13 protein-coding genes are annotated in these 14110 nt (G+C 75.6%); 8 read left to right on the forward strand and 5 right to left on the reverse strand.

The genetic code is table 11. The annotated features are described in order from the left end of the window. Nucleotides 1-207 precede the first annotated feature (207 nt). The 3 genes from ACZ3ZE_RS11150 to ACZ3ZE_RS11160 all read left to right on the forward strand — a co-directional run bounded on the left by ACZ3ZE_RS11150 (nucleotide 208) and on the right by ACZ3ZE_RS11160 (nucleotide 2900). Nucleotides 208-1344, forward strand: coding sequence for a DUF2306 domain-containing protein (locus tag ACZ3ZE_RS11150; RefSeq protein ID WP_467258486.1), 1137 nt, complete (start codon nucleotides 208-210; stop codon nucleotides 1342-1344). A 63-nt stretch (nucleotides 1345-1407) separates the two neighbouring features. Next, nucleotides 1408-2271, forward strand: coding sequence for a hypothetical protein (locus ACZ3ZE_RS11155; RefSeq protein ID WP_467258489.1), 864 nt, complete (start codon nucleotides 1408-1410; stop codon nucleotides 2269-2271). Between the two features lie 38 nt (nucleotides 2272-2309). Continuing rightward, the gene (locus ACZ3ZE_RS11160; protein WP_361178318.1) at nucleotides 2310-2900 is read left to right on the forward strand and encodes a helix-turn-helix transcriptional regulator; all 591 of its coding nucleotides are present in this window, start codon (nucleotides 2310-2312) and stop codon (nucleotides 2898-2900) included. Here ACZ3ZE_RS11160 and ACZ3ZE_RS11165 read toward each other — a convergent pair. Further along, nucleotides 2897-3523, reverse strand: coding sequence for a phosphoribosylanthranilate isomerase (locus ACZ3ZE_RS11165; RefSeq protein WP_467258491.1), 627 nt, complete (start codon nucleotides 3521-3523; stop codon nucleotides 2897-2899). The genes ACZ3ZE_RS11160 and ACZ3ZE_RS11165 overlap by 4 nt on opposite strands. A gap of 80 nt (nucleotides 3524-3603) precedes the next feature. Next, nucleotides 3604-4689 (reverse strand): hypothetical protein, encoded by a 1086-nt coding sequence (locus ACZ3ZE_RS11170; RefSeq protein ID WP_361622997.1) that lies wholly within the window; start codon nucleotides 4687-4689, stop codon nucleotides 3604-3606. 296 nt (nucleotides 4690-4985) lie between these two features. Between ACZ3ZE_RS11170 and ACZ3ZE_RS11175 the strand changes: the two genes are divergently transcribed. Together ACZ3ZE_RS11175 and lysA are read left to right on the forward strand one after the other, a co-directional pair. Next, nucleotides 4986-5369 (forward strand): SAV_915 family protein, encoded by a 384-nt coding sequence (locus ACZ3ZE_RS11175; protein ID WP_467258493.1) that lies wholly within the window; start codon nucleotides 4986-4988, stop codon nucleotides 5367-5369. A 13-nt stretch (nucleotides 5370-5382) separates the two neighbouring features. Then, complete coding sequence (lysA, locus tag ACZ3ZE_RS11180) at nucleotides 5383-6717, forward strand: diaminopimelate decarboxylase (protein WP_361178330.1); 1335 nt, start codon at nucleotides 5383-5385, stop codon at nucleotides 6715-6717. A 102-nt stretch (nucleotides 6718-6819) separates the two neighbouring features. On the opposite strand, the gene ACZ3ZE_RS11185 is transcribed toward lysA, so the two are convergent. Next, entirely contained in the window at nucleotides 6820-7554 is a 735-nt protein-coding gene (locus tag ACZ3ZE_RS11185) for a DJ-1/PfpI family protein (protein ID WP_467258495.1), read from the reverse strand. A 179-nt stretch (nucleotides 7555-7733) separates the two neighbouring features. On the opposite strand from ACZ3ZE_RS11185, the gene ACZ3ZE_RS11190 reads away from it, so the two are divergent. The 3 genes from ACZ3ZE_RS11190 to ACZ3ZE_RS11200 are packed head-to-tail and all read left to right on the forward strand — an operon-like array spanning nucleotide 7734 to nucleotide 10038. Beyond that, nucleotides 7734-8369: a metal ABC transporter ATP-binding protein gene (locus ACZ3ZE_RS11190; RefSeq protein ID WP_467258497.1), complete on the forward strand. Its 636-nt coding sequence runs from the start codon at nucleotides 7734-7736 to the stop codon at nucleotides 8367-8369. After that, nucleotides 8366-9262: a metal ABC transporter permease gene (locus tag ACZ3ZE_RS11195; RefSeq protein ID WP_361178338.1), complete on the forward strand. Its 897-nt coding sequence runs from the start codon at nucleotides 8366-8368 to the stop codon at nucleotides 9260-9262. The genes ACZ3ZE_RS11190 and ACZ3ZE_RS11195 overlap by 4 nt, the downstream gene beginning before the upstream one ends. Further along, complete coding sequence (locus ACZ3ZE_RS11200) at nucleotides 9193-10038, forward strand: metal ABC transporter solute-binding protein, Zn/Mn family (protein WP_361623012.1); 846 nt, start codon at nucleotides 9193-9195, stop codon at nucleotides 10036-10038. The genes ACZ3ZE_RS11195 and ACZ3ZE_RS11200 overlap by 70 nt, the downstream gene beginning before the upstream one ends. A gap of 49 nt (nucleotides 10039-10087) precedes the next feature. On the opposite strand, the gene ACZ3ZE_RS11205 is transcribed toward ACZ3ZE_RS11200, so the two are convergent. Both ACZ3ZE_RS11205 and ACZ3ZE_RS11210 read right to left on the reverse strand, forming a co-directional pair. Further along, on the reverse strand, nucleotides 10088-11977 hold the full coding sequence (locus tag ACZ3ZE_RS11205) for a class I adenylate-forming enzyme family protein (RefSeq protein WP_467258499.1): 1890 nt from the start codon (nucleotides 11975-11977) through the stop codon (nucleotides 10088-10090). After that, nucleotides 11974-13989: a CoA transferase gene (locus tag ACZ3ZE_RS11210; RefSeq protein ID WP_467258502.1), complete on the reverse strand. Its 2016-nt coding sequence runs from the start codon at nucleotides 13987-13989 to the stop codon at nucleotides 11974-11976. The genes ACZ3ZE_RS11205 and ACZ3ZE_RS11210 overlap by 4 nt, the downstream gene beginning before the upstream one ends. Nucleotides 13990-14110: the final 121 nt, after the last annotated feature.

A 14110-nucleotide genomic window follows, 5' to 3' on the forward strand; every position in this document is an offset into this window, starting at 1 on the left:
GTAGGCACGGGGCATTGACCGGGGCGGTGGTTGGCCCTACCTTCCTCGATAGTCCAGAAAGGACTATCGAGGGACGGGGGCGCCTCCATGGCCGGTGCGACAGACACACGCGGGGGTCGGCGCCGAGGACCGGAGCGGGAACCGCGACAGGAACGGCCTCGGGCCCCGCGTCGAGGTCCGCGCCGGGGTCGGATCGCCGCGATCGCCGTGACCGTCCTCTGCCTCCTCTACGCACCGATCGCCATGACCGAGCTGTGGCCGTACGCCAGCCCCGGAGCCCCGGCGTTCGGCGAGTGGCTGCTCGGCAGGTCGGTGTCGCCCGGGTACGTCGCCGACGCCGTCCGCGACCGGATGGGCCCGTACACCCGCAGCCTCGTCCCGCTGGTCGCGCACTCCGTCCTCGGCGGGCTGCTCATGCTGCTCGGCCCGCTCCAGCTGCTCTCGGCGGTCCGCCGCCGGATGCGGCCGCACCGGGCCGCCGGCGTCGCGTACGCCGTCGTCGTCCACGCCTCGATGGCCGGCGCCGCCGTCTACCTCGCCCGCACCCCGCCCCACGAGGCCTTCAGCGGCGCCGCGTTCTGGATCGTGCTCGCCACGATCCTGGTCGGCACCGTCTTCAGCGTGACCTTCGGCGTCCTCACCGCCGTCACCGGCCTCCCCGAACTGCACCAGCGGTGGATGCTGCTCGGCTACGCCTACCTGATGACCGCCCCGCTGCTGCGTCTCGAATGGGGCGTGCTGCCCGTGCTCTACCCCGGGCTCTCCCTCCAGGACGTCAACCGGGTCGCGATCATGCACCTGGGCGCCCTGGTGGCCTTCGGCGCGCTGCTCGCCTCCCGCGCCCTGGACCGGCGCGAGGAGCTGCCCACCGTCACCGGCAGCTGGTGCCCCGTGCCGGTGCTCGCCGCCGCCCATGTGCTGGGCGCGGCCGGTCTCGCCTGGCTCGGGCGGGCCTTCCTCGGCCACGGCGCCGAGGGCCGCCGACTGCTCCTCGCCTACCTCGTGCCGTACGTCGTGATCGCGGCCGTCCTGCACGTGCGGGCCCTGCGGGCGGGCCGGCGCGGCGCGCACTGGCCGCGCGAGGAGTGGCGCACCCAGCTGGCGGCCCTGTGCCTGGCGCCCGCCCTGTCGGCGGGCGCGGCGGTGCTCTTCGAGCGCGCGATGGGCCTCGACCCGCTGACGGCGCTGGTCGCGGGCGCCGGGATCGGCTGCGGCTTCATGGCCTTCGCGGCGAACACGGTGCTGAGCCTGCGGGTGCTGTACGGGCGGGAGGCGTTGCGGCGCGGGCCGGACGCCCAGGACAGCACAGCGCCGGACCCCGTACGGACGGCGGAGGCGGCCTGACCGCCACCCCTCGCCTCCTCCCTCTCCCACTCCCCACTCCCCCACTCCTCCCCTGGAGCAGCCATGACCAGCACCTCCGGCAGGACGGACGGCCGCGAGCTCGCCCCCGGGGTGGTCGTGCTCAGCACGGCCGTGGCCCTGATCAGCGTCGGCGTCGGCGCGCTCCTCGTCCTCGCGAGCGTCACCGGGCACGCGGCCGGGCCGTGGCAGTCGCCCGAGGCCCTGAGCCCCGGGCTCCTCGGGGCGGCGATGGCGGGTGTGGCACCGGCGCTGCTCACCGTCGGCCGGTCCGGGAGCTGGGAGGAGGTGCGGACCCTGATCTGGCCGCTCGCGGTCGTGCTCGTCGGCCTGTTCACGGTGTCGCTGCTCAACGGCGGTGCGCTGCGGGTGGTGTCCGGCGGCCCGGTCTTCCTCGTGCTGTTCAGCCTGGGCTGGGTCGCGACGCTCGCCCTGCTCGCGGTGGGCGCGGTGGTGTGCCTGGTGTCGCAGCTGCGCCGGCCGGTGCGGGCCCCGGTCGCGCGGACCGCCCCGCTGCCCGGCTGGTCGAAGCCCGCGCTGGCGTTGCTGGGGGCGGGCTGGTTCGGTCTCGGTACGGGGCTGCTCGTCGCCCCCGCGTTCTGGGGCGCCCTGGTGCCCTGGGCGGTGAGCCGGGCCGACGCGCAGGGACTCGGGGTGTGGGCGCTGGCGCTCGGGGTGGGGGTGCTGGGTTCGCTCGCCGAGGACGATCTGGCGCGCATCCGGCCCGCGCTGCTGTCGGTGCCGCTGGTGGCGCTCGCGGCGGCGGTGCTGCTGGCCGTGCACGCCTCGGCGGTCGACTGGGGATCCGGCCCGGCCCTGAGTCTCGTGGGTCTGGTCGTCGGGCTGCTGGTGACGGGGGTGTCCGGGCGGTTGCTGTGGAGCCGGCACCTGGCGGCGGCCACCGGCTGACCGGGTCCCGCGCGGTCGGCTGCGTGTACGGTCGCGGCATGTCTGAAGTCCGGTTGACCACGCCCTCGTTCCTGGTACTCGGCATCATCGACAAGCTGGGCGAGGCCAGCCCGTACGACGTGAAGGTCGAGGCGGCCCGTACGGTGGCGCCGTTCTGGTCGATGCCGCACGCGCAGGTGTACGCGCAGTGCGACCGGCTCCTGGAGGCGGGCCTGCTGTCGGAGACGCGCCGGGAGGGCGGGCGCAACCGGCGCCTCATGCGGCTCACTCAGGACGGCGCCGGGGTGCTGCGCGGCTGGCTCGACGACCCGGCGTTCGTCCCGGTCGAGGCGCGGGAACGCGGCATCCTCAAACTGTGGTTCGGCGCGAGCCCCCGGGTGCACGCCCCGGTCCAGGTCACGGAGCACGCCCGGACCCTGGAGGAGTACGAGGAGCTCGCCACGAGCGTCGGTGAACTCCTCAGCCGCGGCCAGCGCGAGGCGCTGGAGTTCGGCATCCGCTACGAGCGGATGATGGTCGACTTCTGGCGCTGGGTGGCGGACCGCGAACCCTCCGACGGCCCCGACGGCCCCGACAGCCCGGACGGCCCCGACAGCCCGGACGGCCGTGACGGCCGTGACACCTTCTAGAGGGCCTGCATGGCCTTCGCGGCGGCCTTCGCGGCCGTGACGAAGGCGTGGACGCAATCGTGGTCCTTGACGCCGGGGGCGGACTCGACGCCGCTGGAGACGTCGACGCCCCAGGGCCGGGCCTGCCGGATCGCCTCGGCGACGTTGTCGGGGGCGAGGCCGCCGGCGAGCAGCCACGGGCCCTCGGGGCGGGCGGTGTCGAGGAGGGAGAGGTCCCAGCGGGCACCGGATCCGGCGCGGGGCGAGTCGAGGAGCAGCACCTCCTCGCCGTAGGCGCCGACCCGGGTGTCGGGCTTCTCGTTCAGGGAGGTGGCCCGCCACAGGTGCGGGAAGGTGCGGGCCGCCTCGTCGAAGTCGGCCCGGGCGTAGGCGGGGCCGTGGAGCTGGAGGGCGTCGACGCCGAGTTCGCGCGCCGCGCGGGCGGCGTCGCCCGCGGGCGTGTCGTTGACGACGAGGACGGACCGTACGTGCGAGGGCACGTGGGCGGCGAGGCGCACGGCCCGGTCCCAGTCGAGGCCGCGGACGCTGGTCCCGCTGATCACCAGTCCGATCGCCTCGGCCCCGGCCCCGGCGGCCACGTCGATGTCGGCGGTCGTGGCGAGCCCGCACACCTTGACGAACACTGCTGCTCCTTGCTCGCGGACTTCTCCCGGGCGGCGGTCCGGGACCTCTCCCGGTCGGCCCGCCCCCGGGAGCCTACTGCCTACGCGTCCTCCGGCTCCTGGACCAGCTCGTCGGCGGCGTACGGGTGCACGTAGCGGTCCTCGCCGAAGGGGGTGAACCAGGTCCCGAAGCCGAGGACCGTCGGCTCGGTCGGGGTGTCGCCCGCGTCGTCGAAGAGCCACTCGAAGTCCTGGTCCTCGTAGACGCCGTTGGAGAAGCACTCCAGGGCCGCGGTGACCTCGTCGTCCAGGAGGCCGTACAGGTCGAGGGTGACGTGGGCCTGCTCCAGGAGGAACTTCAGCACGAGCTCCTCGGCCAGGCAGCCGAGCCGTTCGAAGCCGCCGTCGGTGAAGCGGGTGGTGAGGGCGACGGCGGTGACGAGGAAGCGGCGGGCGAACAGCTCGTCGTAGCGGGCGGCGTAGCGCACCGGGAGCTGGTCCAGGTGCCAGAGATGGCCCTCGCAGTCGGCGACGTTCGTGTCCTCCTCAGCGAGCGCCTGCACGTCGTCGAACAGCTCGTCGATGAGCACTTCGGCGCCGTAGACCAGGGCGCCGGCGGCCAGTTCGGCGGCGCCGGGACCGACACCGAACGCGTCCACGGGGTCGACGACCCCGAACGCGGCCGGGGGGAAGGACCGCAGCCGTGCGGCCATGCCCCGGATCTCGGCCTCGGGGTCGTGCGTCTCCTCGTCCGGTTCCACGGGCTCGTCGGCCTTCAGGGCGTGCTGGGCGCGCCGCGCCTGCGGATCGCTGGGCGGGGCGTCGGGCCCGTCGGCGGCCTCCAGGCTCTCCCGGGCGAGATCGGTGTGCAGCTTGACCTCGCTGCTCTCCACCACCCAGTCGGCCAGCACCTCGGACCGGTCGAGCACCTCCTGGGTCACGGAGCCGACGGCGTCCTCCGCGACCTCCAGGGAGGGTGCCTCGACGAACACGTTCAGCACCGCGCCGCCGGGATGGACCCCGACGACGACGTCGAGGACGCCGACCTCGACCCCGTCGGGCCCCTCGACCCCGGCCACGGAGTCGAACCCCCGCTCCAGCAGCGTCCCGGCCCCGATCCTGCGCAGCTCGTCCAGCTCGGGAGCACCCTCGGGTATGCACGTTTCCACGGTTACGACGTACGTCACGACGGCAAGCGTGCCAGCTCGCCGCGCGCGGATCGAGGTGATCGCGCAATCTCGTCACCCGAGGGCTCGGGACCGGCCGTTCCGGCGTCGCGTCGGGGACGTTCCGGCCGGCGATACGGCGCCACCTGGGAGCACGATCCGGCAGGCGGTTCGGCGCCACTTAGGCGCACGATTCGCGTCAAACCGGCGTCAGGGGTACGTCAGGGGAGGTCCCGGGCGCCCGGGGCGGGCGTAGCTTCGGCTCACCGCTCCGGCGCGAACGCCGCCGGGGCGCACACCCGTTCCCTGGAGGAACCATGCCCCACGTCCAGTGCGGTGAGCTGTGCGGCGACGATCCCGAGCCCTCCGAACGGATGCCGGCCGGACGGCTCTGCGTCCCCGTCCGGCCGGTCGCCCACGGCTGCGCCGCCCGCCTCTTCCGCAGCCCCGTCGGGGCCCGTACGGCGGTGGCGTTCACGACGCCGGCCCGGCTCCGTGCCGTCCTCGGCGCCGACCAGCCGTGGACGTCCCTCGCCGAGCCCGCGCTGCGGGCCCTGGTACGGCCGCTGGGCATCGACGCCCTGACTGTCGACCCGACGCTGACGGCACCGGGCACGGGTACGGGGAGGGGCGCGGGCAACGGCACGGGCGCCCCGGGCGGCACGGCCCCCGTCCGCCCCCTGACCGCGTCCGTGCGCTGAAGGGCGGCCCGAGATGACCGTGACGCCGCTGCCTCCGGTCGCCGTCCCCGCGGGCGACCTGTCCGTGTGGCCCGCCAGCACCGAAGAGCGGCCCCACGGACGCCTGTCCGTCGGCGGCGTGCCGCTGGACGAGCTCGCCGAGAGCCACGGCACCCCCGTCTACGTCCTCGACGAGGCCGAGGTCCGCGCGCGCTGCCGCACCTATCGTGACGCGTTCCCCGGGGCGGACGTCCACTACGCGGCCAAGGCGTTCCTGTGCCGCGCCCTGGCCCACTGGGTCGAGGAGGAGGGCCTCGGCCTGGACGTCTGTTCCGCCGGGGAGCTCGAACTCGCCGTCACCACCGGCTTTCCGCCCGAGCGGATCCTGCTGCACGGCAACGCCAAGTCCCCGGAGGACCTGCGGGCCGCGCTGCGGCTCGGCGTGGGCCGGATCGTCATCGACAGCCCCGCCGAGATCGCCCGGATCGCGGCCGCCGTCGGCCCGGGCGAGCGGCAGCGGGTGATGCTGCGGGTCACGCCCGGGATCAGCGCGGGCGGCCACGCCAAGATCCGTACCGGCTCCGACGACCAGAAGTTCGGGCTCTCGCTGCGGGACGGGCACGCCCAGCACGCGATCACCCGTGTCCTCGGCCAGCCCCGGCTGCGGCTCACCGGGCTGCACTGCCACCTCGGCTCGCAGATCACCGACGTCAAGCCGTATCTCGTCGCGGTCCGCCGACTGGTGGGGCTGATGGCCCGGACCCGGGACGCGCACGGGGTGGTGCTGTCGGAGCTCGACCTCGGCGGCGGGCACGGCATCGCGTACCGGCCCGGCGATCCCGCCCTCGACCTGACGGCCCTCGCCCGCAGGGTGCGGTCCGAACTGGCCGAGAGCTGCGCGGGCGCCGGGCTGCCCGTGCCCCGGCTCATCGTCGAACCGGGGCGGGCGGTGACGGGCCCGGCCGGGGTGGTGGTCTACCGGGTCCTCGCGGTCAAGGCGACGCCCGAGCGCTTCTTCGTCGCCGTGGACGGGGGCATGAGCGACAACCCGCGCCCGGCGCTGTACGGGGTGCGGTACGCGCCCCGGCTGATCGGGCGCCGGTCCGACGCGGAGGCGCGGCGGGCGACGGTCGTGGGGCGCCACTGCGAGGCCGGGGACGTCCTGGCCGAGGACGTCCCGCTGCCGGCGGACGTGCACCCGGGCGACCTGCTGGCGGTGCCGGCGGCCGGCGCGTACCACCTGTCGATGGCCTCCACGTACAACCTGGTCGGCCGTCCTCCGGTGGTGGCGGTCGCGGCGGGGACGAGCCGGCTGCTCGTGCGCCGCGAGACCCAGGCGGACCTGCGGGCCCGTGACGTGGGCCTGTAGGACCCGGGCGGCGGGGCCGCCCGGACCCTGGGTCGTGTCCGGAAGGTCCCGCCTGGCTTGGCCTGGCCTGGCTTGGCGGGCGAAAGGCGCCGTTTCCCGGCCCTAGGCGGAGGTCCAGACCGTGCCGCGGGCCTCGTACTCCAGCATCGTCTCCAGATCGGTGGCGGCGTCGGAGCCGAGCTCGCGGTGGACCAGCCAGAGGGCGAGTTCCAGGCCGGAGGTGACGCCGGCGGCGGTGACGAGGTCTCCGTCGTCGACGACCCGGGCGTTCTTGACCAGGCCGCCCTGGCCCTCCAGGTCGGCCTTGGCCTTGTGGTGGGTGGTGCAGGGGCGTCCCCGGGTCAGGCCGGCCGCCGACAGGAGCATGACGCCGGTGCAGAGCGCGGCGACGGTGAGGCCCGGGCGGGCGGCGGCCGCCAGGGCCCGGGGCAGGGTGCCCCGGTCGATCTCGGCCCAGACGCCCGGGCTGTCCCGTCGCGCGTACCCCCCGCCGGGGACGAGGAGGACGTCGGCCTCCTCGGGCGCCCAGGGGCGGATGCCGCGGACGGCCGTTCCGTAGGCGGCGGTGACGGAGCGGGCGCCGGTGGCGGAGACGTAACGGACCTCCACCGGGCGGGTGGTGAAGAAGCCCGCGCCGGAGAGGACCTCGTAGGGGGCGGCGAAGTCGAGTTCCTCGACGCCGTCGAAGAGGGGGATGTGCACGCGGAGCGGCCGGTCGGCGGCGGGGGCGGGCGTGGAGCCGGGGGCGGGCGCGGCGTTCGCCGGTGCGGCCGTGGCGGCGAGGGTGCCCGTGGCGCCGAGGGCGGTGGTGGCGCGGAGTAACTGCCTGCGGTTCATCGGAAGCTCCTGGGACTGCGGTGACGGGTGGGGTGAGTGAGGTGAGAGTTGCGCGTGTGTTCCTGGGAAGGGGTCGGTCCGTGCCGTCCGCGGGTTCCGGCGAATCCGCGGGAACCCCCGGGTGGCGCCCGCCGACTTCTCCCCCGCCCGCGAGGCAGGGCAGGGCTGAGAGGCAGGGCATGGGCGGACTGGAAATACGCATGCGCGGGGTCGGCTGCCGCCACGGGCGTACGGAGGCGGTCGCCGACGTCGACCTGGTGATCGCGGCGGGTGAGCGGGTGGCCCTGACCGGGACCAACGGTTCCGGGAAGACGACGCTGCTGCGCGCGGTCCTCGGACTGCACCCGCACACCACCGGCACCATCGAGGTCGGCGGCCGCACGGCCCGTTCGACGGCCGAGTGGGGCGCCCGGCGCCGGGCCTGCGCGTGGATTCCGCAGAAGCCGGCGGCGGGGCGCTTCCCGCTGCGCGGCGACGAGCTCCTGGCGAGCGGCGGCGCACCCGCCGAGGCGGCCGAGGCGGCCGGGCGGCTCGGTGTCGGCACACTCACGGACCGGCCCGTACACACCTTGTCCGGCGGCCAGTTGCAGCGCATGTACCTCGCGCGGGCGCTCGGCTGCGTGGCGGCCGGCGCGCAGGTGCTGCTCGCCGACGAGCCGACCGCCGCGCTGGACTTCGCGGGCCAGGAGGAGGCCGCCGACGTGCTGGCGGCACTGCCGGTGACGCTCGTGGTGGTGACCCACGACCGGGCCCTCGCCGCGCGCTGCGACCGGGTCCTGGAGATGGCCGCGGGGCGGCTGCGGGAGGTGCGGTGAGCGCGCTCGCGACCGCCGACCTGGGGACGCTGCTCGACCTGGTCCCCGTGCGGCGGGCGGGGTTCGCGCTGCTGCTCGCCGCCGTGGGGCTGCCGGTGGTCGGGGTGGTGATCGTCGGGCTCGACATCATGCCGGTGCGGTTCGCGATGATGCACGTGGCGCTGCTGGGCATCGCGGTCGGTCTGCTGACGGGGCTCGATCCGATGCTGTGCGCGCTGGTCGCCTGCGCGCTCTCGGGCGCGGGCGTGGCCCCGCTGGCCCGTACCCCGGACGGACTCTCGGGCGCGATGGGCCTGTTGATGAGCCTGGCCATCGCGGGCGCGCTGCTCGTCCTCGCCGTGTCCGGCGTCAACGCCTCTGGGGCGTTCGCCCTGTTGTGGGGGTCGATCCTGTCGGTCGGCACGGCGGACCTCGTCGTCCTGGCCGCACTCGCCGTGACCGTACCGGCGCTGCTGTGGTGGCGGCGGCGCGAGGTGGCGCTGCTGCTGTACGACCGGGAGCTCGCCCAGTGTTCGGGGGTGCCGGTCCGGCTGCTCACCACGGCGCTCCTGGTCCTCGTCGCGGTGGCGGTCGCCGGGGCGATCAAGCTCACCGGCGCCCTGCTCGTCGACGCCCTCACCCTCCTGCCGGCGCTGGCCGCGCGGCGCCTGGGCCGCTCGCTGCGGTCGATCGTGCTGTGGGCGGTCGGCATCGGCGTCGGCGTCAACCTGACGGGCTTCCTGCTGGCCCTGTGGCTGGACTGGCCGCCGGGTCCGGTCCTCGTCCTGACGGCGGGGTTCGTCGTCCTCGCCGTCCACCTCATCCCCGAACGGAGAATCCGCCCATGGCGCGCAGCCGCGTCCGCACCACCCACCTCCCCCGCCTCACTCCCCTCCTTCCCGTCCTCGCACTGAGCGCCGCCCTCCTCCTCACGTCGGCCTGCGGGAGTCCGGACCCGGCCCGGGGAACGGCCGGCGACCACGCGGCACCCGGCGCGAACGGCAAGCCGGTGGTCGTGGCGACGACGACCTGGGAGGGCGCCTTCGCGAAGGCGGCGGGGGCCGAGGACGTCACGGTCATCGTGCCGCGGTCGGTCCACCACGCCCCCGACTACGACCCGAAGCCCTCCGACCTGGCGGCCGTGGCCGGGGCGGACTTCGTGCTGTACGCGCCTTTCGAGCCGTACGCCGCGAAGATCAAGGAGGCGGCCGGGTCCAAAGCCCGGCTCGTCGAGGTGAACCTCGACAACGAGCCCGGCAAGGCCGCCGCCGAAGTCGCCCGCCTGGGAGCCCTGTTCGGCACGAAGGAGGCGGCGGCGCACTGGAAGACGGGGCTCGACGCGGAGGTGGCGAGGCTGCGCGGCGAACTGCGCGCGGCCTGGCCGGGCGGGCACAGCCCGACGGTCGTCACGCAGGTCTTCACCGGCTGGGCGGCCGGCCTCGCGGGCGCCACGACGGTCGGCACGTACGGCCCCGATCCCGTCACCCCGGCCCAGCTCGCGGCCCTGTCCGCGAAGAAGCCCGCGCTCGTCCTCGACAACGCCCACATGTCGACGGGCACGGTCCTGCCCGACTCGGGCGCCCGGCAGGTGGAGATCGCCAACTACCCCGGCGAGGACCTGGACCTGCTGGCGGTGTACCGGGGAGCGGCGAGGGAGCTGAGGAAGGGGATGGGCGGGGTGGACGGCTGACGTCCACCCCGGGGAGCGGAGACCGGGGCCCCGCCCTCCGCTCCCTCCCTCACGCCTCCGCGGGTACGGGCACGAGCGCGGCCCGCCTGCGCAGTTCGCCCCGGTCGGGCTTCCCGGCGGCGGTGAGCGGGAGCGCGTCGAGCAGAAGGAGCAGCTCGGGGTGCTTGTGGCGGTCGAGCCCGCGTGCGGTCAGGTGCGCGCCCAGCTCCGGGAGCGGCGGGACCGCGCCGGGCCCCCTGGGCACGACACACGCGGCGAGCCGCTCCCCCATGAGCGCGTCGGGAACCCCGACGCACACCACGTCGCGGATGCCGGGGTGGGCGGCGAGTTCGCGTTCCACCTCGGCGGGGCTGATGTTGGCGCCGCCCCGGATGACGACGTCCTTGAGTCGCCCGACGACGTGGAGCAGTCCTTCGGCGTCGAGGTAACCGAGGTCGCCGGTACGGACCCAGCCGTCGGGGGTGCGGTAGCGGGCGTCGAGTTCGGGGGCGGCGACGTAGCAGAGCGGGGTCATCGGCCCCCGCGAGACGATCTCGCCGACCCGGCCGCCGGGCAGCGGCTGGTGGGTGTCGGGATCGGCGATGCGGATGTCGGCGACCCGGGGGTCGGGTCGGCCGACGACGATGCCGATGGGGGGTACGGCCGGGTCGGAGGCCTTGGAGGGGGCGGGGGCCGTGCTCGACCCGGGCGCCGTGCTCGACCCGAGCGCCGTGCTCGACCCGAGCGCCACGGGCGTCGTGGAGGCCTCGGACACCTCGGGCACCCCGGACACCACGAGCGCCCCGGACACCTCGGGCACCTCGGGCACCTCGGGCACCCGGGGCACCATGAGCGCGCCAGCCACCCCGTTGCGGCGATCGGGGCTCGTGGGAGTGGTTCGCCCGGTGATCCCCGTATGGCAGTTGACGCCGTCCGCCGACCCGTACAGGTTGACGACGGGGCAGCCGAAGGCCGAGGTGGCGGCCGTGGCGGTGGCCTCGTCGAGGGGGGCGCCGCCGACGACGAGGGCGGTGGGGGCCGGGAGCGTTCCGCCTGCCCCCTCCGGCTCCAGGCGTTCGAGCATCATCCGGATCATGGTGGGGACGCCGAGGACGTGGGTGGGCGCGTGCGCGCGGACGGCCGCGAGGGCCGCCTCGGGCGTGAAGTGGTCGAGCAGGACGAGGGTGCCGCCGTGCCGGGCGAGGGTGACGGCGGTGCCGCTGGAGCCGAACGCGGAGGCCAGGGGGACGAGGAAGAGACAGCGCGGCGGGGTGGCGTCGGGCAGGAGGGAGGCGAGGAAGTTGCCTCGGCCGCCGGCCAGGGCGTTGTGCGAGTAGGCGACCATCTTCGGCGCGGCTTCGGTGCCGGAGGAGACCAGGATGCGGGCGGCACCGTCGGGGTCGGGGCGGGCGGGGACGAAACCGGTGGGGTCGGTCCGCAGCAGCCGGGCCAGCGGAATCGTTCCTTCTGGGGCGGCGCCCGGCCCGGCGGAGATCACGTGCCGCAGGGCGGGCAACGTGGGCGCGAGAGCGAGCAGATCGGCCGCGCGGGTCCGCCCCCGGTGCTCGGTGGCGGCGATGACGGCGACGGCCTCGGCCCGCCGCAGCAGCCCCTCGGCCTCCGGGGCAACGCGGCCGACGGGGAACGGCAGGGTGACGGCGCCCAGCGCGGCGAGCGCGAGATCGGCGACGACCGCGCCACGCCCGTCGGGGAGCTGGACGCCGACGACGTCCCCGGGCCCGACACCGAGCACTCTCAGCCCCTCGGCGAGACATCGGACCTTCCGGTCGAGCGCCGTGTAACAGAGCGCCCCTTTGGCGTCGATCACGGCCGTCCGGTGCGGGTCGGCGACTTGCCGGGCCCGGAACAGGCTGTACAGGTCGAGGTCGGGACAGAGCCCCTCCACCGCCCAGGAACGACGGAGCCGGGCGGGCAGCAGATCGTGCAGGACGACGGTCACGCGAAGCTCCAGGGGTCGGGAACGGTGGGCGCCCCGTGCCCGTCACGCCCGATCGGGCCGTGCGGGGACGGGTGGAGGGTGGAGGCGCGGGTGGCCACGAGGGTGGTGGGGACGGTGGTGGTGCCGCCGCACACGGTGTCGGCCCCTACGGCGTCGGGAAACGTGGTGGCGGCGCATGTGGTGCCGGTGAGGGAAATGTCGGCAGACATGGATCCGCCGCACATGGATCCGCCGCACATGGCTCCGCCACCCATGGCGTCGCCCCCCGCCAGCAACGCCCCCAGGTCGGTGACGACCCGGCTGGCGGTGAGGCCATGGGTACGGAGCAGGGTCAGGGCCTCCGTGGTCGGCAGGGTGTGGAGTGGGTACGTGGCGGCCGCGGCGGCGGAGGTGTCGGTGGGGGCGATCCGGCCGTCGGCGGTCGGCAGGGTGTCCCGGAAGCCTGCCGGTCTGCGCGGGGCGGCGCCCCCGGCGGCTCGGCGCAGGGCGGGTGCCAGGAGGGTGTCGGCCGCCCCGAGCAGCGAGGACTCCACCCGTACGCCGTGCCCGGTCCGTTCGCGCAGCAGGAGTCCGGCGAGGACGGCCTCGGTGCCGTGCAGTCCGCCGAGGAGATCGAGCAGGGTCATCAGGGACGGTACGGGCGGTTCACCCTCCGGGTGGACGGCCTCGCCGACGCCGGTGCGGGCCTGCACCATGAAGTCGGTGCCCATGGGGGCATCGGGCAGCCGCCCGGCCCAGCCGCCGGTGTAGGCGTACACGAGCGCCGGGTTGCCGACGCTCAAGTCCGCCGCTTCGAGGCCGAGTTCGGCGGCCTTGCCGGGGGCCCAGTTGTGCAGGAACACGTCCGCGTCGGCGGCGAGCGCGCGCAGTGCGTCCCGGTCGCCCGGGGACTTGATGTCGAGCTCGACCGCCTCTTTGCCCCGGTTGAGGGCGAGCCAGCGGGCGGAGACGCCGGAGCAGGCGGGCGGCATGCCGCGCAGCGGGTCGCCGCCCGGCGGCTCGATCCGGATGACCCGGGCCCCGAGCAGTCCGAGGAGGTGGGCGGCGAGGGGCGCCTGGATCCGGCGCCCGGCTTCCAGGACGGTCAGCCCTTCCAGCGGCCGGCCCGCAGGCGCCGCGACAGCACCGGATGCCGGTACGGCGCCGCGCCGGTGCCCGCCCGGCCCGAGCGGGCGCAAGGCCCACGGGTCGGCCCCGCCACTCTCCTCCTCCCGGGCGCGTTCGGCGAGCGTCCGCAGCCGGCACACCTCGGCGCCCGAGTGGGCGGCGGCCTGTCGGACGCGCTCCATGCCGTGGGCGCGGGCGGCGGCATGTAGGGCGGGCGGGAGGGGCGCGCAGGCGGTGGCGTAGCGGAACTGGAAGGGGCGCCATCCTCCCCGTATCGCGTCGGCGGGCGCGTCGAGGGCCCGCCAGAACGCGGCCCAGGCGCCCGGGTCCAGGGTCTCCAGCTCGAAGACGATCCCTTCGCGGGAGGTGAACGGGGGTCCGCCCGGGGCTAGTTCGACGGCCTCGGGTTCGTCGGCGCCCGCGGCGGCGAGGTACTGCGAGACGAGGAGGAGTCCCGTACGGTCGGCGGCCGTGTCCACGTGGTCGACGGATGCGGTGCCGCGGGCCCGGCCGATCAGCGCGGCGAGCAGCCCCTGGACGGTGAGGACGCCGGTGGCGGTGGCGAGGAGGTCGACGCCCAGGCCGCGCGGGGTGCCGTGGCGGCGTCCGTGCACGCCCATCACGCCGGTGGCGGCCTGCGCGGTGGCCTCGTCCTCGACTCCGGAGCCGGGCGCGCCCCAACGGGCGCGGGCGCGAACGGAGGGGAACCCGCCGCCGCCGAGGACGAACCGCGCGTCGCCCGCACGGGACCCACCGGCGGACCACCCGTCCCCGCCCCCGTCCCGCGCCCCCAGCCGGCGCAGGTGGTCGTCGACCACCCAGGTGAGCGCCGTGGGTCCGGCGAACGCGAAGTGGAGCCCGTCGAGGGGCCGGACGGGCCCCGGGTTCGTCGTAGCTGACGCCATGCCGCTCGTCTCCTGGCGCGTCTCGGGGGCGGGGACAGTGATGGAGGTGAATGTGGGGACGGGCCGCGGGAACCGGTGGGCGGAGGGGCCCGACCACTCCCACGGGCAGACAGTCGGACGC

The sequence above is a fragment of the Streptomyces sp. NPDC023157 genome (genome assembly GCF_055560575.1).

Excerpts from the sequence above, each read along its gene's own strand:
- ACZ3ZE_RS11155 (WP_467258489.1), top strand. The coding sequence starts at position 1,408 with ATGACCAGCACCTCCGGCAGGACGGACGGCCGCGAGCTCGCCCCCGGG.
- ACZ3ZE_RS11160 (WP_361178318.1), top strand. The coding sequence starts at position 2,310 with ATGTCTGAAGTCCGGTTGACCACGCCCTCGTTCCTGGTACTCGGCATC.
- ACZ3ZE_RS11175 (WP_467258493.1), top strand. The coding sequence starts at position 4,986 with ATGCCCCACGTCCAGTGCGGTGAGCTGTGCGGCGACGATCCCGAGCCC.
- lysA (WP_361178330.1), top strand. The coding sequence starts at position 5,383 with ATGACCGTGACGCCGCTGCCTCCGGTCGCCGTCCCCGCGGGCGACCTG.
- ACZ3ZE_RS11185 (WP_467258495.1), bottom strand. The coding sequence starts at position 7,554 with ATGAACCGCAGGCAGTTACTCCGCGCCACCACCGCCCTCGGCGCCACG.
- ACZ3ZE_RS11190 (WP_467258497.1), top strand. The coding sequence starts at position 7,734 with ATGGGCGGACTGGAAATACGCATGCGCGGGGTCGGCTGCCGCCACGGG.
- ACZ3ZE_RS11200 (WP_361623012.1), top strand. The coding sequence starts at position 9,193 with ATGGCGCGCAGCCGCGTCCGCACCACCCACCTCCCCCGCCTCACTCCC.
- ACZ3ZE_RS11210 (WP_467258502.1), bottom strand. The coding sequence starts at position 13,989 with ATGGCGTCAGCTACGACGAACCCGGGGCCCGTCCGGCCCCTCGACGGG.